The 21,219-nt window shown below is 65.0% G+C and carries 21 protein-coding genes; 16 read left to right on the top strand and 5 right to left on the bottom strand.

From position 1 onward, the window contains the following. The first annotated feature begins 44 nt into the window (after positions 1–44). Positions 45–953 (top strand): DMT family transporter, encoded by a 909-nt coding sequence (locus tag ACO056_RS12430; protein ID WP_421847159.1) that lies wholly within the window; start codon positions 45–47, stop codon positions 951–953. Positions 954–1,038: 85 nt separating this feature from the next. On the opposite strand, the gene ACO056_RS12425 is transcribed toward ACO056_RS12430, so the two are convergent. Genes ACO056_RS12425 through ACO056_RS12405 form a run of 5 tightly spaced genes read right to left on the bottom strand, consistent with a single transcriptional unit; the run spans position 1,039 to position 6,387 of the window. After that, a complete protein-coding gene (locus tag ACO056_RS12425; protein WP_421847157.1) occupies positions 1,039–1,881 on the bottom strand; it encodes an HAD-IIA family hydrolase in 843 nt (280 codons plus the stop codon). Next, positions 1,878–3,350: a biotin carboxyl carrier protein gene (locus ACO056_RS12420; RefSeq protein WP_421847155.1), complete on the bottom strand. Its 1,473-nt coding sequence runs from the start codon at positions 3,348–3,350 to the stop codon at positions 1,878–1,880. The genes ACO056_RS12425 and ACO056_RS12420 overlap by 4 nt, the downstream gene beginning before the upstream one ends. Continuing rightward, positions 3,347–4,681 (bottom strand): acetyl-CoA carboxylase biotin carboxylase subunit, encoded by a 1,335-nt coding sequence (locus ACO056_RS12415; RefSeq protein WP_421847153.1) that lies wholly within the window; start codon positions 4,679–4,681, stop codon positions 3,347–3,349. The genes ACO056_RS12420 and ACO056_RS12415 overlap by 4 nt, the downstream gene beginning before the upstream one ends. 17 nt (positions 4,682–4,698) lie before the next feature. Beyond that, on the bottom strand, positions 4,699–5,145 hold the full coding sequence (locus ACO056_RS12410) for an acetyl-CoA carboxylase biotin carboxyl carrier protein (protein WP_421847151.1): 447 nt from the start codon (positions 5,143–5,145) through the stop codon (positions 4,699–4,701). 12 nt (positions 5,146–5,157) lie between these two features. Next, positions 5,158–6,387: a Tm-1-like ATP-binding domain-containing protein gene (locus tag ACO056_RS12405; protein WP_421847149.1), complete on the bottom strand. Its 1,230-nt coding sequence runs from the start codon at positions 6,385–6,387 to the stop codon at positions 5,158–5,160. Between the two features lie 143 nt (positions 6,388–6,530). On the opposite strand from ACO056_RS12405, the gene ACO056_RS12400 reads away from it, so the two are divergent. From ACO056_RS12400 to ACO056_RS12330, 15 genes are all read left to right on the top strand, one after another. Continuing rightward, complete coding sequence (locus tag ACO056_RS12400; protein WP_421847147.1) at positions 6,531–7,358, top strand: IclR family transcriptional regulator domain-containing protein; 828 nt, start codon at positions 6,531–6,533, stop codon at positions 7,356–7,358. Positions 7,359–7,479: 121 nt separating this feature from the next. Next, positions 7,480–8,493 carry a zinc-dependent alcohol dehydrogenase family protein gene (locus ACO056_RS12395; RefSeq protein WP_421847145.1) on the top strand — a complete coding sequence of 338 codons (1,014 nt, stop codon included), beginning with the start codon at positions 7,480–7,482 and terminating at the stop codon, positions 8,491–8,493. 77 nt (positions 8,494–8,570) lie between these two features. Continuing rightward, complete coding sequence (locus ACO056_RS12390; protein WP_421847143.1) at positions 8,571–9,119, top strand: VOC family protein; 549 nt, start codon at positions 8,571–8,573, stop codon at positions 9,117–9,119. Next, positions 9,116–10,372, top strand: coding sequence for an MFS transporter (locus ACO056_RS12385; protein ID WP_421847141.1), 1,257 nt, complete (start codon positions 9,116–9,118; stop codon positions 10,370–10,372). Before ACO056_RS12390 ends, ACO056_RS12385 begins: the two co-directional genes overlap by 4 nt. A 28-nt stretch (positions 10,373–10,400) precedes the next feature. After that, entirely contained in the window at positions 10,401–11,327 is a 927-nt protein-coding gene (locus ACO056_RS12380; RefSeq protein ID WP_421847139.1) for a helix-turn-helix domain-containing protein, read from the top strand. A gap of 137 nt (positions 11,328–11,464) precedes the next feature. Then, the gene (locus ACO056_RS12375) at positions 11,465–14,011 is read left to right on the top strand and encodes a TonB-dependent receptor (protein ID WP_421847137.1); all 2,547 of its coding nucleotides are present in this window, start codon (positions 11,465–11,467) and stop codon (positions 14,009–14,011) included. A gap of 57 nt (positions 14,012–14,068) precedes the next feature. Beyond that, a complete protein-coding gene (locus ACO056_RS12370; RefSeq protein ID WP_421847135.1) occupies positions 14,069–14,602 on the top strand; it encodes a 2,4'-dihydroxyacetophenone dioxygenase family protein in 534 nt (177 codons plus the stop codon). Positions 14,603–14,617: 15 nt separating this feature from the next. After that, the gene (locus tag ACO056_RS12365) at positions 14,618–15,154 is read left to right on the top strand and encodes a 2,4'-dihydroxyacetophenone dioxygenase family protein (protein ID WP_421847133.1); all 537 of its coding nucleotides are present in this window, start codon (positions 14,618–14,620) and stop codon (positions 15,152–15,154) included. Positions 15,155–15,168: 14 nt separating this feature from the next. Beyond that, the gene (locus ACO056_RS12360; RefSeq protein WP_421847131.1) at positions 15,169–15,702 is read left to right on the top strand and encodes a 2,4'-dihydroxyacetophenone dioxygenase family protein; all 534 of its coding nucleotides are present in this window, start codon (positions 15,169–15,171) and stop codon (positions 15,700–15,702) included. A 12-nt stretch (positions 15,703–15,714) separates the two neighbouring features. Further along, a complete protein-coding gene (locus ACO056_RS12355; RefSeq protein ID WP_421847129.1) occupies positions 15,715–16,782 on the top strand; it encodes a Rieske 2Fe-2S domain-containing protein in 1,068 nt (355 codons plus the stop codon). 34 nt (positions 16,783–16,816) lie between these two features. Continuing rightward, complete coding sequence (locus ACO056_RS12350) at positions 16,817–17,656, top strand: SDR family NAD(P)-dependent oxidoreductase (protein ID WP_421847127.1); 840 nt, start codon at positions 16,817–16,819, stop codon at positions 17,654–17,656. Beyond that, positions 17,653–17,970 carry a c-type cytochrome gene (locus ACO056_RS12345; RefSeq protein ID WP_421847125.1) on the top strand — a complete coding sequence of 106 codons (318 nt, stop codon included), beginning with the start codon at positions 17,653–17,655 and terminating at the stop codon, positions 17,968–17,970. The genes ACO056_RS12350 and ACO056_RS12345 overlap by 4 nt, the downstream gene beginning before the upstream one ends. After that, on the top strand, positions 17,967–19,586 hold the full coding sequence (locus tag ACO056_RS12340) for an FAD-binding oxidoreductase (RefSeq protein WP_421847123.1): 1,620 nt from the start codon (positions 17,967–17,969) through the stop codon (positions 19,584–19,586). Before ACO056_RS12345 ends, ACO056_RS12340 begins: the two co-directional genes overlap by 4 nt. After that, positions 19,583–20,470, top strand: a complete 888-nt coding sequence (locus tag ACO056_RS12335; protein ID WP_421847121.1) for an MBL fold metallo-hydrolase — start codon at positions 19,583–19,585, stop codon at positions 20,468–20,470. Before ACO056_RS12340 ends, ACO056_RS12335 begins: the two co-directional genes overlap by 4 nt. Then, positions 20,458–21,216 carry an SDR family NAD(P)-dependent oxidoreductase gene (locus tag ACO056_RS12330; RefSeq protein WP_421847119.1) on the top strand — a complete coding sequence of 253 codons (759 nt, stop codon included), beginning with the start codon at positions 20,458–20,460 and terminating at the stop codon, positions 21,214–21,216. The genes ACO056_RS12335 and ACO056_RS12330 overlap by 13 nt, the downstream gene beginning before the upstream one ends. Positions 21,217–21,219 lie beyond the last annotated feature (3 nt).

Genomic DNA, 21,219 nt, shown 5'->3' with positions numbered 1-21,219 from the left:
CCGCTGTGCTCAACCCTCGGCGTCAAGAACGGGGGTAGGCTGACTTGGCAGACAAACGCAGCGAAGCGGCGGCATTGCTGTTTGCCCTCGGCGGCTTCGCGTTTCTTTCCACGGGTGACACGCTGGTCAAATCGATGGCCGGGCTCTGGCCGGGGCCTGCGATTGCGGCGCTGCGCTATGTCTTCGGCACCTTGGGCCTTGGCGCAATCCTGCTCTTGCGCGAAGGCTGGGCGGGCTTTCGCATGGACCGCATGGGCTGGCACGCCGCGCGCGGGTTCGGGGTCGCGTTCTCCGCCACGACGTTTTTCACCGCAGTACAGATCATGCCGATTGCCGAGGCGACGGCGATTTCCTTCACCAGCCCGATGGTAACCGCGCTGCTCGCTGCCGCGTTGATCGGCGAGCCGATGCGGCGCGAGACATGGATCGCCAGCATCGTTGCCTTTGCCGGCGTGCTGATCGTACTCAGGCCCAATTTCGCGGTGATCGGCCCGGCGGCGATGCTGCCGCTTCTGGCTGCAATGGGCATGTCGCTGCTGATCATCGGCAATCGGGCTGTTCTGGGGCGCGGTTCGGCGCTGGCCATGCAAGTCAACGTGGCAATCTTCGCAACGCTGTTCCTGCTGCTGTTCACGGCCATCGGCCATTTCAGCGGCATTGCCATCCTCCATGTCGGCCCGCCGGCATGGAGCGTCATTGGCAAGAGCGCGATGATCGCGGTGACGGGCAGTAGCGCCCACGCGCTCATCTACATGGCAACCTCGCGCGCGGGCGCGGCGACCGTCGCGCCGATGACCTATTTCCAGCTGATCATGGCCGGTTTCTATGGCTGGCTGCTGTTCCACGAGACGCCTGACGCGACTGCGCTGCTGGGCGCAGCGATCATCATCGGTGCGGGTCTCTACCTCTGGCACGCCGGCCGGATCACCGACGAGCCGCAGGGCACCGAATAGCGAAGTTCGGGGCCTGCTGGCTCTGCTCCGGTCATGTATGATGCTTCGACAAGCTCAGCATGAGCGACCCTGGGGGAGGGCGAGTTTACAGAATATCGAGCAGCGGCTTGAGGCTGTCGAGCAGCACAGCTGGCCGGTCACGTTCAGGCAGCTCTACGCCTTTCGCCATGATCCCCGTCGCCATGCCCACCGACAGCGCACCGACGGCATTGGCCATGCGCATTTCGAGCGCAGGATCATCGCCCACCACAACCATCTGCTTCGCTGCGCTGCGCGGCAGCCCCATCAGCACCCGCGCTGTATCGAAGGCGACCCGCGAGGGCTTGCCGAGGATGCGCGGACGCTTGCCGGTCATCGCGGTCAGCATCGCGTTGATCGGATAGCTAACACCGATCGCGCGGCCATTGGCGGTGGCGAAGAAGGGGACGTTGCTCGCGGTGAGCAGCTTTGCGCCCTTCCACAGCGAATCGCAGGCCGCTTCGAGCGCGGGAAAATCGAACTCGCGGAACCAGCCGGTGTAGACTGCCTCGACACCCTCTGCCGCCTCGTCCGGCCCCACCACATCAAGGCCAGCATCATCGAGCGGCGCGCGGCAGCCGGGATTGCCGAGCACGCGCACTTTGCCCATGCCAGTACGCTTGAGCCAGTCAGCCGTGGAGGACGAAGGTGTCAGCATCTGCGCATCTTCGACCGGAAAGCCGGCCTTGCGCAGCGAAGCCGCGTAGGCTGCTGGCGGCTTGGCCGTGCCATTGGTGAAAACGACGAAGGGCGTACCGCGCGCCTTCAGTGCTTCCAGCAGCGCGACGGCATGGGGCAGGGCATTGTGCCCGCCGCTCTGCGCGTCGCCGAGCGCGATCGTGCCGTCCATGTCGAACACATAGCCTGCCGCATCCTTTAGGCGCGCGGCGTTCTCTTGGGAAATGGTCACAGGCTGGCTCCGGCGTGAAGGGCTAGGCGGAAGGAACCACGCTCGATAACGAGGTCGCGCGCGGTCGGCTTGGCGGCCAGCTTGCGCAGCAACGCGATGACCGGCGCGGCCTCGGGCGTATAGGTCGCGCGCGAAGAACCCGCAGCGAGCATGGCATCGACCTGCTCGGGTGGCATCACCGCGCGCAGCAGGAATTCCTCGTCGGGCATGGCATGGCCGAACTGGCGGCGCAGATCGCCAAGCGCGGGGAAAGTCGGCTCGTTTTCCAGCTCGCGCGCGCGCGGCCGGTCCATGATCGCGGCCAGCACATCGCGGTCAATCGGCGAGGTCGGCTTGCCGAACTTGCCGAGGCAGTAGCGAATCACCTGATCGGAAACTTGCGCATAGCGCCGCTCGCCGATCACGTTGAACAGCGCCTGGCTCATGACCATCTGCGGGAAGGGCGTGACCATGATCGGATAGCCAAGCTCCGCGCGCACCTGCTCGGTCTCGGCAATCACGGCGGGAAGGCGGTCGGCAAGGCCGAGTTCCGCGAGCTGGCGCGCAGTCGTCGTCATTACGCCCCCGGCGATCTGGTGGCGCAGGAAGCTCGCATCGAAGTTCTGCGGCTGCCCGAATGGCAGGTTTTCCGCGAGCGCGAGGCGGTTCCAGTAGGAGGTTAGCTTCGCCAGCGCTGCGCGGTCGATGTCGACCGTGTGGCCCGCTTCGTCGAGATTGGCGAGCATGCGGTTTGCTTCGGGCAGCGAGGAGCCATCTCCCGCCGCGCCGATGCCGACATGGATGGCCGAGATGCCGAGCCTGGCCGCCTCGAGGCTGGAGAGCATGCCTTGACCGATCGTGGTATGGGCATGGATCTCGAGCGGCCGATTGCCGATCGCGGCCTTCACCGCCGGCACCAGTGTGCGCACCCGGTCGAGCGAGAGCAGGCCTGAAGGGTCCTTGATGTAAAACAGGTCGATATCCGGGCTCTGGCCTACAGCACGCGCGAAATCGGCGTAGAACTTGTCGGTGTGAAATTCTGAGAGCGTGAAGGTGAGGGCGCACATCACCTCGGCGCTGCCTTCTTCCTTCACCAGCCGCGCCGCCTCGATCACCGCGGGAACCTCGTGCATCGGATCAAGCAGCACGAAGCGGCCGACGCCGTTCACTTGCAGCGCGCGGTAGACGAGCCGCATGAACTCCGGGTCCGCCTGCTGCCAGGCAATGAAGCGCAGGCCGGTGGTGATGAACTGCAGCGGCGTTGTCGGCATTGCCGCCGCCATGCGCCGCAGCCGCTCCCATGGGTTGTTCTGGAAGTACCGCACCGCCACCGCCATGTGGCTTGACGAGACGAAGTCGATCGCGCGGAACCCGCAGGCTTCCGTCAGCGCGGCAGCTTGCAGCATATGCGCTGTGTTGAGCCCCGTGGCGCCCCACAGGCTCTGGTTGCCATCGCGCATGGTCACGTCGACCAACTTCAATGCGGTCATTGGGCAAGTCCTGTCAGAAATCCGGTGTCGACCCCGCCCGCTGCAAAGCGCGGATCGGCGGCAATGCGGGCCTGGAGCCCGGCGGTGGTGGGCACGCCTTCGATGCGAATGCTGGCTAGCGCTGCCTGCAGCCGCGCAACCGCTTCCTCGCGGTTCGGCGCATGGACGATCAGCTTGCCGAGCAGGGAATCGTAGAACGGCGGCACCTCACCGCCTGCCGCGATATGGGTATCGACCCGGATGCCCGGTCCCGCAGGCCAGGCCGCCCGCGCGATCCGGCCCGGCGCTGGGCGAAAATCGGCGTCCGGGTCTTCGGCGTTGATGCGCACTTCGATGGCATGGCCGACCGGGCGCACCATCGCCTGCGTCAGCGTGAGGCGCTTGCCCGAGGCGACCAGCAATTGCTGCTCGACCAGATCGACGCCGGTAATCGCCTCGGTCACCGGATGCTCGACCTGAATGCGCGCGTTGAGCTCAAGGAAATAGAACGAGAAATCGGTCGCATCGACGAGGAACTCGGCGGTTCCTGCGCCGCGATAGCCGATATGCCGCGCGAGGCGCACCGCGGCCTCTTCGATCCCCGCACGCGCTTCATCCGGCATGGCGGGGGCAGGGGCCTCCTCGACGAGCTTCTGGAACCGCCGCTGGATCGAGCAATCGCGCGTGCCGAGGTGGATGGCGCGGGTGCCATCGCCCAGCAACTGCACTTCCACATGCCGACCCTTGGCCACGAACCGCTCGACATAGACCGCGCTGTTGCCGAACGCCGCCTGCGCCTCGGCCTGCGCCATATCGAGCACGGTATCGAGGTCTTCGGCGCGGTCGACCCGCCGCATGCCCTTCCCGCCGCCGCCCGCCACGGCTTTCAGCAGCAGCGGATAGCCGATCTCGGCAGCGCGGGCATGGACCGCCTCGCGCGTTGCCGCATCGCCGCCGGGGAGCACCGGAAGGCCAGCCTCCAGCGCAAGAGCGCGCGCGGCAAGCTTGTCGCCCATGCCTTCCAGGGTGGTGATATCGGGCCCGACAAAGCGGATCCCCGCCTCCGCAACTGCGCGGGCAAAAGCGGCATTTTCAGACAGGAAACCGTAGCCCGGATGCACCGCATCGCACTTTGCTGCGACCATCGCCGCGACAACCTTGTCGATGGACAGGTAACTCTGCGCGGACGGCCCCGGGCCCAGTAGCATAGTTTCGTCCGCCATCAGCGCGGGGAGCGAGGCGGCATCGGCGCTGGAAACGCCGAGCACGGTGGTGATCCCCATCGCCTTGGCCGTGCGGATCACCCGCAGCGCGATTTCGCCGCGATTGGCTATGAACAGTCGGCGGATCATGATTCTGGCCTTTGCGCTCAGGCGAGCCGGAGGAGGGGCTGGCCCTTTGCGACCATCGTGGCATTGGGCACGAGCATTTCGGCGACCGTGCCCGTGCGTCCGGCGTGGACCGGGTTCATCAGCTTCATCGTCTCGACAATGCCGACCACCGTTTCTGGCCCCACTTCATCACCCACGGCCACGAACGGCGGCGCACCGGGCTGCGGCGCATGGTAGAACGTGCCGGGGAGCGGCGCGGGGACTGCGTCCGGATCGGCGGCGTGCTCCGCTACCGCAGCTGCTGCTTCAGGCGCGCTACCGGCCCATTGCCATTCCTGCGTCAGCCCGGCTTCCGCGCCGTCCCCGCGCGCGAGCCGCAGGCGGAACCGCCGGGTCGAAATATCCAGCTCGCGGTAGGGCGAGGCCTCGATGATCGCCGCAATCTCGGCGATATCTTCGGCAGTCAGCGGCAGGTCGTCGCTCATCATGGTATCCGTTCAGGCCTTGGCGAGGCTGAGCATCTCGCGCGAGGCGGCGATGATCGCATCGGAAAAGGCGGTGTCATTGAAGTGGGCGTCGATTGCGGTGACCGGCACTTCGGCAGGCATCACGGCGCGCAGATATTCGGCAAACGGCGGCGGCACGCTCGGGTCCATGAGGTGTCCGGCGGGGCTGTCGTGGTTGGAGAAACCATGCAGCGGGGTGAACACGCGCACCGGCCCCGTGGCATCACGCACGTTGGCGGCGAGGTGATCGGCGAGCTTCTTGAGATCCTCGAACGTCGTGCGCACGGCGGTCAGCTGCGGGTTGTGCTCATGATAGCGCCGCCCGGGGAACTGCTGGCGCGCGAGGTCGATGGGGCCGCCGATGATGAAGTCCGCGTTTCCCGGCGCAAGGATCGTCGGGATGCCCTTGAGCAGAGCCGCGCGGCCGCGATCCGGCCCGGTATCGGCGAGCCCGCCGAAGATATGATCGATGATCTCGGTCTGCGAAAGGTCGAGCACCAGGGCCACGTCCTTGCCCGCGGCCAGCCCGTCGAGCGTCGGCCCGCCCGCGCCGGAGGAGTGGAACACCATGACCTCGCAGCCATCGCTTTCCAGCGCCTCGCGGATGCGCTTTACGCTCGCTTCGGTGGTGCCGAGCGTGGTGATCAGCACCAGCGGCCTTTCCGCCGCCGCCTTGGGGTCATAGCCCCGGGCCATGCCCGCCACCGCGTTGGCGGCATTGCGGAACACGTCGCGGCTGATCGAATTGAGCCCGGAAATGTCGGTCACCGCGTTCATCATCGCGATGTCCTGCACGCCCATGTAGGGCTTGGTGAAACCTGAGGCCATCGTCGAGACGATCATGCGCGGCAGGCCATAGGGGAAGCTTTGCATCAGCGCGCCGGCGAGTGCCGAACCCATCGAGCCGCCGACCGCGAGAATGCCCGAAACCGGGTCCTTCGCGTTCCACGCGTGCGCCGCACCGATGGAGCCGCGGATCATCGCGTCCTGGCATTTGCCTTCGTGGCCGAGTGCGCGAACGTCCTCGATGGTCATGCCGGCCGCAGCCGCGACGTCTTCGGGCGAAATCTCTGCCCCGCCGACAGTCCGCCGCACGCTCGGATCCAGGTGAATGACCCGCACGCCCGCCGCTTCCAGCACCGCGCGAACGAAGCGCGATTCCTCTTCCTTGGTGTCCTGCGTCACGATGAGCATGACGCTCGGGCTTGTGGTCTCGGCCATGGCTATCCCTTGTCTCCCTCTCTCAAGAGTGCGTCATCGCGGTTGACTTTGCACCACGGTATGCAATGTGCGCGTTGCATAAGGTGAAACACGCTGATGGGCCGCAGGGTCCCACGCCGCGGAGCAAGCACCGGGAAGAGGCTATGCTGGAACGCAAGGTAAAGACGGTGCGCGCGCTTGAGCGCGGGCTTGACGTGTTGCTCGAAGTGCAGGCGCGCCGCGCGGTGAGCCTGCATGAACTGCATCAGGCGCTGAAGCTTCCCAAGGCCACTTTGCTGCGCATGCTGCTCACGCTCGGGCGCAAGGGGCTCGTCTGGCAGCGCCTTGCGGACGGCGCCTATCTCCCGCACCTCGGCGCGACAGCGCGCGGCACGGGAAGTGCGGTCGAGCAAATTGCCGAGATCGCCTCGCCCTACATGAAAGCACTTTCGACCAAGGTGGCATGGCCTTCGGTGCTGGGCGTTCCGCGCCTTGATCATATGGAAATTCTGGAGACCAACAGCCCACTGTTCCGGCTCGATTCCGCCATTCTCGGGCCAGTGGGTGTGAAGCTTTCCTATATCCACACCGCCACGGGCCGCGCCTATCTCGCCGCGTGCGACGAGAGCGAGCGCGAAGCGATCATCGCGCGGCTGCGCCCCAAGGATGCCGCGCCGGGGAGCGAGGACGATCTCCGCGCGATCCTCAAGGAAACCCGCGAGCGAGGCTATGCCTTGCGCGAACCGCTGCACCCCTGGCCAGACCGGTCGAAGCAGCTTGTGCTGCGCGATGGGCGGCGTTCGATGGCGGTCGCTATTGTCGCAAGCGGCGCGCCGATTGCCACGATCAACCTGACGTGGCCCGCCAAGCGCGGAACCGATGAAGGCGTGATGCACCGGCATCTCGACGCTCTGCACCAGACGGCGCAAGCGATCGGACATGCTGTCGCCGCGCAATCGGTGGGCGTTGGCATTTCAGGAAATCCCGCCTGATCCGGCACTTGCGCGGCGCGGTGCGTTTTGATTGCATCCTGTGAAATCTGTTTGTGTTGCTGATTAAATTGACAGCCTCCTGTGCGACTATCCCGGCCTGGGAGAAGAGGAGGCAAAAGGTATGCGGCAGTGGGTAATCCGGGCGGGCGCTTCGTCGCTGGACGATATGGCGCTGCTCGATGTGCCCGAGCCGCAGGCGGGCCACGGCGAAGTGCTGGTCCGTGTGCGCGCGTGCTCGCTCAACTACCGCGACCAGATCATTCCGCAGGGACTGTACATGGGCGGCACTGTGCCGGTGGATACCGTGCCGCTGTCCGATGGCGCGGGCGAAGTGGTTGCGGTGGGGGCAGGGGTTACCTCGGTCAAGCCGGGCGACCGCGTGGCTGGAACCTTCTTCCAGAACTGGCTTGATGGCCCACCGAACCCGGGCGCGGGTCCTGCGCTGGGTGCGCCGCCGGCAACCGGGATGTTGCAGGATCTCGTCGTCCTGCCCGAACACGGCGTCGTGCCGCTGGCGCAGAGCCTTTCGTTCGAAGAAGCGGCCTGCCTCCCCTGCGCAGGCGTAACGGCATGGAACGCGCTGATGGAAGGGCCGCACCCGGTGCGCCCCGGCGAAAGCGTGCTGGTGCTCGGCACCGGCGGCGTTTCGCTTCTCGCGCTGCAGATCGCCAAGGCAGCCGGGGCGCAAGTGATCGCGACGAGTTCGTCGGATGAAAAGCTCGCCCGCGTGGCAGCGCTCGGCGCCGACAGCACGATAAACTACCGCGCAGTGCCGGCCTGGGGCGTGGCTGCGGCCGATCTTTCGGGCGGCGGGGTGGACCATGTCGTCGAAGTGGGCGGCGCGGGCACCCTGAAGCAGAGCATCACGGCGGTCGGTTTCGGCGGCGAGATCGCGCTGATCGGCGTGCTGACCCGCGAGGGCGATACCAACCCGCACCCGCTGATGTTCAAGGGCGGCTCGATCCGCGGCATCTTCGTCGGCTCGCGCGGCATGGCGAGCCGGCTCAATGCTTTCATCGATGCGCATGGCATCAAGCCGGTGATCGACCGCACGTTCGCAATCGAGGAAGCGGTCGAGGCCTACCGCTACCAGTCCTCCAGCGCCTTGTTCGGCAAGGTCGTCATCACGCTCTGAACATCGGGGCCGCATGGCCCGAGGCATAACAGTCCAGCCGGGCAAACGGCGGATACGAAGGTAGGGGATAAGAAGGCATGGATCTGGCTCTGGGCTTTGGACAGCGCATCGGCGGCGTGGTGCAGACCGCGTTCGTTGTTGCGGATATCCATGCCGCAATCTCCCATTTCCAGCGCGATTGCGGGGCCGGGCCCTTCTTCCTGCTCGAACACTTTCTGGGTGAGGGGCAAGTCTATCGCGGCGCGCCGTCCATGGCGGATGTGGCCATCGCGATGGGCTTTGCCGGGCACATGCAGATCGAGCTGATCCAGCCGCTCGATAATCACCCCTCCGTTTACCGCGAAACCATCGAGGCGCGGGGCTACGGTTTTCACCACTTTGGCATCGCGTTCACCGATGTCGATGCAGCGCTTCCCGGGTACCTTGATCGCGGCCACACGCTCGCTTTTCGCGCCCCGGTGCCGACAGGCGGCTCGGTCGCCTATCTCGAGAGCGCCGATCCCGCCGCGCCGGGTTTCCTCGAGCTGATCCCGGCGACCGAAGGCATGAACATCCTGTTCACCGCACAGTGGCAAGCGGCGCAGAACTGGGACGGCCATACCGGTCCCGTGAGGCCCTTCCTGTGAGCGGCGCGCACCTCTCGTCCAGTGTGGATGCCTCGCAGCGTGGCAGCAGCGGCTATCAAACCTGGGTTGTCGGGCTACTGAGCCTCAACTTCGGCATCCTGTTCTTCGACCGCAACGCGCTCAATTTCCTGATGCCGTTCGTGCAGCCCGATCTCCACCTCAGCAACACACAAGTGGGCATGTTCAGTTCGGCGCTATCGCTGACCTGGGCGCTCTCGGGCCTCGCGGTGGGCCGCATTTCGGACAAGCTCGGCTCGCGAAAGCCCGTGGTCGTGGTGGCAACGCTCGCGTTCTGCCTCTGCTCCTTCGCCTCGGGCCTTGCCTCCTCGTTCTTCATGCTGCTCGGCGCCCGGCTGCTGATGGGCGCGGCGGAAGGCGGCGTCATGCCCGTCAGCCACTCGATGATCGTCAGCGAAGTTGCGCCCGAACGGCGCGGGCTGGCGATGGGCGTGGCGCAGAACCTTGGCTCCAATCTCCTTGGTTCGGGCCTTGCACCGCTGCTGCTCGTGCCGGTCGCAGCCGCCTATGGCTGGCGCGAGGGGTTCTACCTGGCCGCTGCGCCCGGTCTGATCACCGCCATTCTGATCTGGTTCACCCTGCGCGAGCCGCCTGCCGAGGCGCATGACGACGCGCGGCCCAAGGTCCCGCTCAGCGAGGCCTTTCGCCACCGCAATGTCGTGCTCTGCGCGATCATTTCGGTGCTGCTCGTCTCCTACCTTGTGGTGTGCTGGGCCTTCATGCCGCTATACCTCACTAAAGTGCGCGGCTTCGCGCCCGAGACGATGGGCTGGCTCATGGCGACGTTGGGTCTTTCGGCGGGCCTCGGCAGTTTCGTTGTCCCGGCGATCTCGGATGCGATCGGCCGCCGTCCGGTGATGATCGGCTTCGCGTTCCTAGGGGTGATACTGCCCTTGGGCGGTCTCTACTACACAGGCTCGCCCTGGGTGCTGGCGGTGATCTTCTTCTTCGGATGGGGGCTCAACGGCCTGTTCCCGATGTTCATGGCGACGATCCCTTCGGAATCGGTCGATCCGCGGCTGACTGCCACTCTCACCGGCGTGGTGATGGGGACCGGGGAAGTGCTTGGCGGCGTGCTCAGTCCGTTCTTCGCCGGCGCGCTTGCCGATGTCTACGGCCTCTCCGCCGCTCTCTGGCTGATGCTTGCGCTGTGCATCCTCGCCGGGATCTGCGCGCTCGGTCTTGTCGAATCCGCCCCGCGGGTGGTGGCCCGCCGCACACTCGCCCCCGCCTGATCCTCGCTGCAACAAGGACGCCCCCGCCATGACCGCAGTGCAGAAGTTTGCTACCGACGGTATCGCCCCGCCCGAGCGGCTTGCGTTCTGGAACGCCCTTGTGGACCGCGTCTACAGCGGCACTTACGTGAAAAGCGCGAGCGAGGATTTCACCGGCGAGATGTGGACCTGGCAGGTCGGCGATCTCTCGATGATCCGCCCCCGCTCCACCGCTTCGTTCGTCGGCCGCGATCCGAGCTATACCGCCGATGAGCGACTGATCCTGCACCTCCAGTGCCGGGGTTCGAGCATCCACCGCCAGAGCGGCACCGAGACCGCGCTGGGGGCAGGGGACTTCGTCATCGCGTCACCGCATGAAGCCTATGCAATCGACCTTGCCGCGCACGAGCTTCTGGTCGTCGAATTCCCGCGCGCGCCTCTTGCCGAGCGCTTCCCCGGGCTCGACGATGCGCTGCGCCAACGCATGAGCGGCGCCACCCCCGGCGCGCGCGTGTTCCACGATTTCCTGCTCTCGCTCTGGCGGCAGAGTCAGCAGGGCTTGTCCGATCCCGATTGGCAGGACGGGGTGAGCCAGGTCTTCTACGATCTCATCGCGCTCGCCATGCGCGGCGCAACAAGGCCGGATCAGGCCGCGCCTGATGGCGCGCTGCGCCGCCAGGTGCTCGGCGTGATCGAGGCACAACTCGCCGATCCCGGGCTCCGTACGCTAGGCATAGCCGCGACTTGCAATATCTCGGTCCGCACGATCCAGAACCTGTTCGCAAGCATGGGTACCACCCCGAGCGCCTATATCCTTGAGCGCCGCCTTGCCCGCGCAGCCGAACGGCTCAGTGCGGCGCCCGAGGCGAGCATTACCGAGGTAGCGTTCGAACTGGGCTTCAATGACAGCGCCTATTTCGCCCGCGCGTTTCGGCAGCGCTTTGGCGTTTCACCACGTGAATGGCGCAGGAAATAGGCAGGTTTGCGCTTCAGTCCTGATCGGCTTGCGCTCCAGTGCAAGCGGAAGGGTCCGGAACGGTCTATGAATTCGAATGCGCATGTCCGGCCGCCGAGGGGCGAAGCGGGCAGTGACATCTTTTGAGGGAGAGCAACATGAGACAAACAACGGTATCGCTTGCCGTGCTGGCGGCCGCGCTGGCCACCCCCGCCCTTGCGCAGTCCGCCCCGCAGGCCCGGGCCGAAGGTGCTCCGTCGGGCGGCATTGAAGAAATCGTCGTCACTGCGCAGAAGCGTGCAGAAAACGTTCAGGACGTGCCGATTGCCATTTCGGCCTTCACCTCGACCGCGCTGCAAGAGCGCGCCGTTTCGAGCGTGGCTGCGCTTTCGAACATCTCGCCCAACGTGACGCTCGACGCCGGTACGCCGTTCTCGGGTTCGAGCCAGGTGCTTTCGGCCTATATCCGCGGCATCGGCGCAAACGACTTCGCGTTCAACATCGATCCGGGCGTGGGCATCTATCTCGACGGCGTCTACCTCGCCCGCTCCGTCGGTGCGAACCAGGATCTGCCCGATGTGGAGCGCGTCGAAGTGCTCAAGGGGCCGCAGGGTACGCTGTTCGGCCGCAACACCATCGGCGGCGCGATCTCGATCGTCACGCACGATCCGGGCAAGGAATTCCGTTTCGTCGGCAGCGCGATGACCGGCAGCTACGGACTGTTCTCGGCCAAGGGCACGGTCGACATTCCTTTGACGGATAGCCTGGCCTCGTCGATCAGCTTCTCGACTATCCGCCGCGGCGGTTACCTGCACCGCATCGCATTTCCCGGCGCTTCGAACTACGCTTCGGATCCGATCACTTCGATGAAGGCTGCGGGCTACGCCAATATCGGTCTCGGCACCGAAGGCGGTGACAACACGTACAACCTGCGCGGCAAGCTGCGTTTCAACAACGGCGGCGCCTTCCGCGCAACGCTGAGCGGGGACTACAGCAACACCGACACGTCGCAGATCGCCAACAAGCTCATCACGACCTTCCCGGCGGTGTTTGCAGGCACGTACAACTGCGCGATCGCAGGCAATCCGCAGGTCACCGTGGGCGGCGTTACGGGTGCGTGCGACAGCTTCATCGGTGGCCCGCCCGCCGTGGCATTCCTTGGCCGTCGCGGTGGTCTGAACTCGGTTATCGATCTTCCGTCGATCTTCGGTGTCAACGCCGATGCCAACCCGGACAACAACCGGCTGCCCTATGACAACCGCTTCGTCACCAACAACATCGACACCTCGTATGCCAACGGCAACAACTTCTCGCGCCTGAAGCAGGGCGGCGGGGCGCTGACGATGGACTACGACATCTCGGACAGCATCTCGATCAAGTCGATCACCGCCTACCGCGAGCTGCACTGGGCTGTCGGCATGGATCTCGACAACTCGCCGCTGAACTTCCTCCACACCAGCTTCACCATGAACCAGAAGCAGTTCAGCGAGGAGCTTCAGCTCACCGGCCATGCCATAGACAAGAAGCTGAACTACGTGCTCGGCGCCTACTACTTCCGCGAGTCCGGCAATCTGCACGACTACGTGACCTTCGCCGAGGGCTTGCTGCAGGTCGATGGTCCGAACAACCTCGCGACGAAGAACTATGCGTTCTACGGCCAGGTCGATTACAAGTTCAACGACCAGTTCGGCATTACCTTCGGCGGCCGTTACACGCACGAAAACAAGACGTTCGAGGGCTTCCAGTCGGATGCCAACGGCCTGAACTACAAGCTTGCGCAGGCTTTCGGCGATCCCAACTGCGCCTCGCTCGATCCGATCAGCGACCAGTGCCGTATCGACAACAAGTTCCCCAATCCGGGGCAGCCGCTGCGGTACTACATCGCGGGCACGCAGCAGAAGGTGTTCAACAACTTCTCGCCCAAGGTCGGCCTGCAGTACCACCCCACGCAGGACGTCATGGTCTATGCGAGCTGGTCGAAGGGCTACAAGACCGGCGGTTGGACCACGCGTCTGTCGAACCCGCTGCCTTATGCGCCGGGCTTCGGGCCGGAAAAGGCAACCACCTATGAAGGCGGCGTAAAGTCCGAACTGCTCGACCGTCACCTGCAGATCAATGCTGCGGTGTTCCTGACCGAGTACAAGGGTATTCAGCTCAACTTCCAGCAGGGCATTTCGCCGACCATTCAGAACGCCGGCGATGCGCGCATCAAGGGCTTCGAAGTGGAAATGACGGCGGCTCCGATCAGCGGCCTGACACTCACGGGTTCGGTGGGCTTCACCGACGCCAAGTATACTGCGGTGCTGGCTCCGGCGCAGGTTGCGCCGTCCGGTCTGCAGGCGGGCGTGCAGGTGGGCTCGTTGCTTCCCAAGACACCGAAGTGGAAGATCAACTTCAGCCCGCGCTACGAGGCGAGCCTCGGCAGCCACGGCAAGCTGATCTTCCTGGGTGACATCACCCGCACCAGTTCGATGCGCAACGACACGGAAGGCACCTTCCTGCTCAACCGTCCTGCGACGACGGTTATCAACGGCAGCATTACCTATCGCGAACCCAACGATCACTGGGATCTCGCGGTTGGCGGCACCAACCTGACCAACGAGCGCTATCTGACCACCGGTCAGGCGCAGCTCGCTGGCGGCCAGATCTACGGCACCTACAGCCGTCCGGCCGAATGGTACGCCCGTGTCGGCGTGAAGTTCTGATCCACCTTGCGGGCGGGCGCTAACCACGCGCCCGCTCCTTTTTCCTGGAGAAGCAACGTGCCTGAAACCGCCCATTCCGAGTTCTGGAAAGGCATCAAGCCGGTCGAGAAAGTGTTCCGGGAAGGCGGACTTCCCGAAATCTACCTGTCGAAGATCGCCGAGGGCGACGAGCGCTACTGGGTGCCGATCAGCGAGACGGTAAGCTCCAAGCCGGTCTGGATCAGCCCCTCCAAGAACATGTGGGCCGATGTGCTCATGTCGAAGTCGGCGGGCCTCGTGAACCGCCACTATCACCCGCACCCGATCTGGGCCTACACCATCAGCGGCAAGTGGGCCTATCTCGAGCACGAATGGACCGCGACCGCCGGTGACTTTGTCTACGAGACCCCGGGCGAGAGCCACACGCTCGTCTGCTACGAACACGAGGATCCGATGAAGGTGTTCTTCGTCGTTTCCGGCCCGCTGATGTGGCTGGACGATGATGGCAACACCACCGGCCACTTCGATGTGTTTGACTACATGAAGAACGCGCGCGACCATTACGACCGGGTCGGCATCGGTGCCGACTACGTCGATACCCTGATCCGCTAAGCAGGAGCGCTCCCCATGAATGCCATGACTGCACCGCCTTCGTCCAAGAAGGAAATCGTCGATGTCGGCTTCGCGCACCGCGAACTCGTTGCCCGGCTGAGCCCCGGCGGGCGCTACATCGACGCGCAGACCGATGTCGACAGCCCCTGGGTGCCCTTCGGCGACAACGCCGCGATCAAGCACCTCGCCTTCGATGTGCGGCAAGGCATCTTCTCGAACATCCTCTGGGTGAAGAGCCCGGGCACGATCGGCACGCACCTCCACCGCGGCACGATCGTGATGGTCTGCCTCGAAGGCAGTGTGCGCTATCTCGAGTATGACTGGGTCGCCTCGCCCGGCGGGCTGATCCTTGAAGTGCCCGGCGAAAGCCACACGCTCGTCACCGAGCATCCTGAAGGCGTCAAGCTGTTCGGGTGGATGCAGGGCCCGATCGATTTCTTCGACGAGAACGGCAAGTACGCCGATACCTCGGACGTCTGGTGGTTCATCAACCACTACGAGACCTACTGCCGGGAAAACGACATTCCCATCAACCCCAAGCTCTACCTCTAAAGGGATCGCCAGCCATGGCCACCATGACAGCCCCGCCGTCCGGAGCCTACAAGATCGTCGACGTGCCTGAACTTTATGGTGCGCTGATCAAGTCCAAGGGCATCGAAGGCACGTATGTCGGCGCTTCGGAAGCCGAGAGCCCTTGGGTTCCCTTCGGCGACAACGCCGCGATCCGGCATCTGGCGTTCGACGTGCGCGACAACGTCTATGTCAACATCTTGTGGATCAAGGGCCCGGGCGTGATCGGCACGCACAAGCACCGCGGGCGCGTCTGGGCGGTGGGGCTCGAAGGCTCGTTCCGCTATCTGGAATACGACTGGGTTTGCCGCGCGGGCGAGTTCATCACCGAAACCCCGGGCACCGCGCATACGCTCGTGACCGATGATCCGAATGGCATGAAGGCCCTGTTCCACATGCAGGGCGCCAACGAGTTCTTCGACGAGCATGGCAACCATGTCGAAACGCTCGATGTATGGTGGTTCATGAACCACTACGAGACCTACTGCCGGGAGCATGACATCCCGATCAACAAGCAGCTCTATCTCTGAGGAGAAGCTGACATGAGCGCAGCCGGGGTCCCCAAGCTTGGTCCGGTGCCGGTTGGCACATACTTGCGCAATTGCTGGTACGTGGCTGGCTGGGCAAGCGATCTGGGGGATGCCCCGCAGCAGCGCGTTTTCCTCGAAGAACCCGTCGCGCTGTTTCGTGATGCGCAGGGCAAGGCCAACGCCGTCTCCGGCCGCTGCCCGCACCGCTTTGCGCCGCTGGGGCAGGGCAAGGTGGTGGAGGGCACGCTGATGTGCCCCTACCACGGACTGCGCTTTGACGGCAGCGGTGCCTGCGTTCACAACCCGCACCCCGGCGGCCAAATTCCCGAGAACCGGCTGCAGGTCTATCCGCTGGTCGAACGCCACGCCCTGCTGTGGATCTGGATGGGCGATGCCGAGCAAGCCGATCCCGCGCTGATCCCGGATTTCAGCTGGCTTTCCGATCCCCGCTGGGAAGCGGTGCGCGGCGCGACTGTGGCTGAGGGCCATTACGAGCTCTACAGCGACAATATCCTCGACCTGAGCCACGCCAACTTCGTCCACCCCGCGCTGGTGGCGGCCGCCTTCACCGAAGGGGAGCGCAAGTTCTGGCAGGATGGCGAGACGGTGCATGCCGAATACATCCGCCTCAACGATACCCTCTCCGAGGGCATCGGCGGGATGCTCGGGCGCATTGGCGTGAAGCAGGATTTCTATGGCTGGGTCGTGTGGCACGCGCCCGCCGTGCTCTACTTCGATTTCCGCGCCGGCCCGCCCGGCACTCCGCGCGAGCATTGCACGCTGCTCCCCTCGCTCCACGCCTTCACGCCCGAAACGCCCGATACCACGCACTACTTCTGGGCCACCGCGCGCGATTTTGCGCTGGGCGATGCAGAATTCACCGCCGGCATGCGCGCTGCGCTCGAATTTGCCTTCGAGCAGGAGGACATGCCGCTCATCCGCGACAGCCACCGCCTGATGCGCGGTGCGGACTTCTGGGAGCTGCGCCCGCTGATCCTGAACGGCGATGGCGGCGGCGTGCGCGCGCGCCGCATGCTGCAGCGCCTGATCGAACGCGAACGACAAACTTCCGCAGCCTGAACAGGGCTGCGGAGGGGAGAGGACAATAAACACAATGGCAATTCTGGACCGCTTTGACATCAAGGGCCGATCTGCGCTTGTCACCGGCGCGGCATCGGGCATCGGCCTCGCCTATGCGGAGGCGATGGCGGAAGCCGGGGCCATGGTCACGCTCACCGATATCGACGGCGAGGGCGCCGAGCGGGAAGCCGCCCGTCTGCGGGAGGCAGACCATGAAGCCCGCGCCGATCGTCTCGATGTCTCCGATTTCGATGCCGTCACCGCCGCGTTCGATGCCCATGCCAAGGCCTATGGCGGGCTCGACATCGCCTTTGCCAACGCCGGTATCGATACCGGCGCCGGCTTCTGGAACCCAGCCGGGCATCGCAACCCGGACGGCCAGGTCGATACCTACGACCACACCCGCTGGGACAAGTCGATTTCGGTGAACCTCTCGGGCGTGTTCTATACCGTGAGCAACGCCGTGCGGGTGATGAAGCAGTCCGGCCGCGCCAACGGCCGCAGCGGCGGCTCGATCATCTGTACCGCTTCCAACGCGGGCCTCGTTACCGAGCCCATCGTCGGCCTGCCCTATATGCCGGCCAAGGCGGGCGTACTGCATATGGTGCGCGCGCTGGGGCTGGAACTTGCCGAGTTCCGCATCCGCATCAATGCCATCGCGCCGGGGCCGTTCGTCACCAATATCGGCGGGGGCTGGCTCAAGAAAGACCCTGTCGCGCGCAAGGCCTGGGATGCCATTGTCCCGCTCGGCTCGGTGGCGGAAACCGACCAGCTGAAGCCGCTCGCGCTGCTGCTTGCCTCCGATGCTTCGGATTACATGACCGGCAGCCATGTCGTGATCGATGGCGGCATGATGCTGGGGAAATACCAGTGAAGCGCGCGGTCCTCCTCGCTGCTGGTCTTGCGCTGGCAGGCACCGCACAAGCCGCGCAGAAGCTGGGCGAAGTCCAGCCGCAGCGCAGCCCGGAGCAGGTCTATGGTGCGGTTTGCGGCTATTGCCATGGCCGCAATGTGGGCCCCGTTATCCGCGGCCGCGCCCTGCCGCATGAAGCGGTCGAATATATCGTCCGGCACGGTCAGAACGCCATGCCCGCTTTCCGGCCTACCGAAGTCACGCCGGCCGAACTCAAGGCCCTGGCCGTCTGGGTCGAGAAAAGCAGCGCCGACCTGAAGGAAAAGGGCCAATGACCGTCAATCTCGACCGCCGCAGCCTGCTCGGCGCGGGCGCTGCCTCTGCTGCCGCTGTTGGTCTTGGCACCGGTGCCAAGGCGAAGGCCGTTCTCGCGCCGGGCGTGAAGAAGCGCGATTTTGTGGGCGCGGTTGCCGCCATGCGCAAGGTCGTGGGCGATGAATGGGTCTTTGCCGATACCGAAGCCGTCGCGCCCTACCGCAAATCCTACGTGCCCGATCCCTATGGCAAGCACGTGCCCGTCGGCGCGGTATGCCCCGAGACGGCGGAGCAAGTGCAGGCCATCGTCAAGATCGCCAACCAGTTTCGCCAGCCGATCTGGCCGGTCTCCACCGGCAAGAACATGGGCTACGGCCAGACGACCACCGCCGCGCCCGGCCAGATGATCCTCGATCTGAAGCGCATGAACCGCATCATCTCGGTCGATCCCGAGCTGTGCACCGCGCTGGTCGAACCCGGGGTCACCTACCGCCAGCTCAAGGACTATCTGGTCGAGAACAACCTGCCGCTGTGGATCGATGTGCCCACCGTCGGCCCCATCGCCAGCCCCGTCGGCAACACGCTTGATCGCGGGGTGGGCTATACGCCCTATGGCGAGCACTTCATGGTCCAGTGCGGCATGGAAGTCGTTCTCGCGGACGGCGAGATCCTGCGCACCGGCATGGGCTCCACCAGGAACCCGTCCGCGTGGCAGGCGTTCAAATGGGGCTACGGGCCCTATCTCGATGGCCTGTTCACGCAGTCCAACTTCGGGGTCGTCACCAAGATGGGCATGTGGCTCATGCCTGCGCCCCCGGTCTACAAGCCCTTCGTCGTCCGCCACAAGAAGATGGAGGACGTCGCCCGCATCGTCGAGGCGATGCGCCCGCTGCGCATTGCCAATATCGTCCCCAATGTCGTGCTGATGATGGGCGCAGCGTACCAGCTCGCCATGTTCAAGCGCCGCGGCGAAGTGTGGGACGGCGCGGGGCCGATCACCGACGAGGCCGTCGCCAAGGCGGCTGAGGCCAACAATCTCGGCATGTGGAACACCTACATCGCGCTCTACGGGACCGAAGGCATGATCGCGGAAAGCGAGAAGATCATCCGCGCCGCTTTCGCAGCCATCGACGGTGAAGTGCTGACCGAGGCGGACGTGGGCGACAATCCGTGGTTCCACCACCACGCCACGCTGATGCAGGGCGGCCTCAACCTTGACGAAATAGGCCTTGCGCGCTGGCGCGGAAATGGCGGCGGGCTGGCCTGGTTCGCTCCCGTAGCCCCCGCCAAGGGCAGCGAGACGCAAGGGCAGGTCGCGCTCGCCAAGCAGATCCTGGGCAAGCACGGCTTCGACTACACCGCCGCCTTCGCCATCGGCAGCCGCGAACTCCACCACATCATCGCGCTGCTCTACGATAAGTCGGATTCGGCCGAGGAGAAGCGTGCCAACGATTGCTACCGCGACCTCGTAACCGGCTTCGGCGAACGGGGCTGGGCAAGCTACCGCACCGGCGTCCACGCCATGGACCTCGTCGCCGAGCAGTACGGCACCGTGAACCGCGCGTTCAACGCCAAGCTCAAGCACGCTCTCGATCCGAACCACATCCTCGCCCCCGGCAAATCAGGGATCGCATGATGATCAGGAAAACGCTGCTGGCGATTGCCGCCACCTTGCTTGCGACCACGGCGCACGCACAGGATAAGCCGCTGACCGTCGAAACCCTGCGCACGAGTGCCGGATCGCTTTTCGCCAACGTGGCGTTGATCGAGGGCGAGAAGGATGCGGTGCTGGTGGATGCCCCGTTCACCCGCGCCGATGCCTACCGGGTTGTCGCCATGGTGCTCGATAGCGGCAAGCACCTCACCACGATCTTCGTGACGCATGACCATCCCGATCACTTCTTCGCGATGGAAGTGCTTCAGGATGCCTTCCCCGATGCGAAGATTGTCGCGCATCCGGTGGTCGCCGCCGATATCTGGCGCTCGCTGCCCTTCAAGGTGAAGCGCTGGGGCCCGCTGCTCGGCGCCAATGGCCCGCGCCATCCCAGTGCCCCCGCCGCACTGGAAGGCGATACGATCATGCTTGAGGGCAAGGAGCTCAAGGTCATTGGCCCGGTGCAGGGCGACCATGTCCACGCGACGGCGCTGTGGGCACCTTCGATCAAGGCGCTGTTCCCGGGCGATCTCGTCTACAATCAGATGTACTTGTGGATGGGTGAGCACGATCCCGCCGCCATCGCCTCCTGGGGCAAGGCGCTCGATCAGCTTGCCGCGCTGGGTCCGCTCGTTGTCGTCCCCGGCCATAGCAAACCTGGCCTGCCCAACGATACCTCCGGCCTCGATTTCAGCCGCAAGTACATCGCCGAATGGCCAAAGCTCGTCGCCGCATCAAAGGACAGCGCGGACTTGCGCGCCCGCGTGCAGAAGGCCTTCCCCGATGCCGTCGACGTGCTGGGCGATTTCCTGCTCGGCAATTCATCCAGGGTCGCCAAAGGGGAGCAGCCGGCATGGCAGGAATGACGTTCGAGGACAAAGCCGTCCTCGTCACCGGCGGCGCCACCGGCATCGGCCGCGCGGCCTGTGTCGCCTTTGCGGGTGCTGGCGCCAGGGTCATCATTGGAGATATCGACCCGCGCGCAGAGGAAACCGTCGCAATCATCAAACAGGCCGGCGGTGAGGCTTCGTTCGAACACGCCAATGTCACCGATCCCGCCGCGATGGATGCGCTCGTCGCGGCCTGCCTTGCGCGTTATGGCCGCATGGATGCCGCGTTCAACAACGCCGGCATCCTTCCCCCGCAGCGCCCGATCCACGAAGTGACGCCGGAGGAAATGAACCTTGCGATCGACGTCGATTTCAAGGGTGTGTTCTTCGCGATGCAGTCCGAAATCCGGCACTTCCTGAAAGTAGGCGGCGGCGCCATCGTCAACACCGCCTCGGTCGGCGCTCTGATCGCGGATCCGAACATGAGCGTCTACTGCGCGATGAAGCATGCTGTCTCCGGTCTCACCAAGGCGGCGGCAGTCGAATACGCGCAGAAGAACATCCGCGTGAATGCCATCGCCCCCGGCTTCGTTGTCACGCCGATGACCCAGCACTGGGCCGATGACCCCGATTTCCGCGCCGCCTTCTTCGCCGGCAATGTCAGCGGGCGTGCCGCTCGGCCCGAGGAAATTGCCGGCACCGTGCTGCACCTCTGCTCCGATGCGGCCAGCTTCATTAATGGCGCGACCATCGCCATCGATGGCGGCCAGACGGCGCACTGAGGA

It is taken from the genome of Novosphingobium sp. (genome assembly GCF_965228995.1).
Taxonomy (GTDB): Bacteria; Pseudomonadota; Alphaproteobacteria; order Sphingomonadales; family Sphingomonadaceae; genus Novosphingobium.
This window is presented reverse-complemented; position numbering and strand designations above follow the sequence as displayed.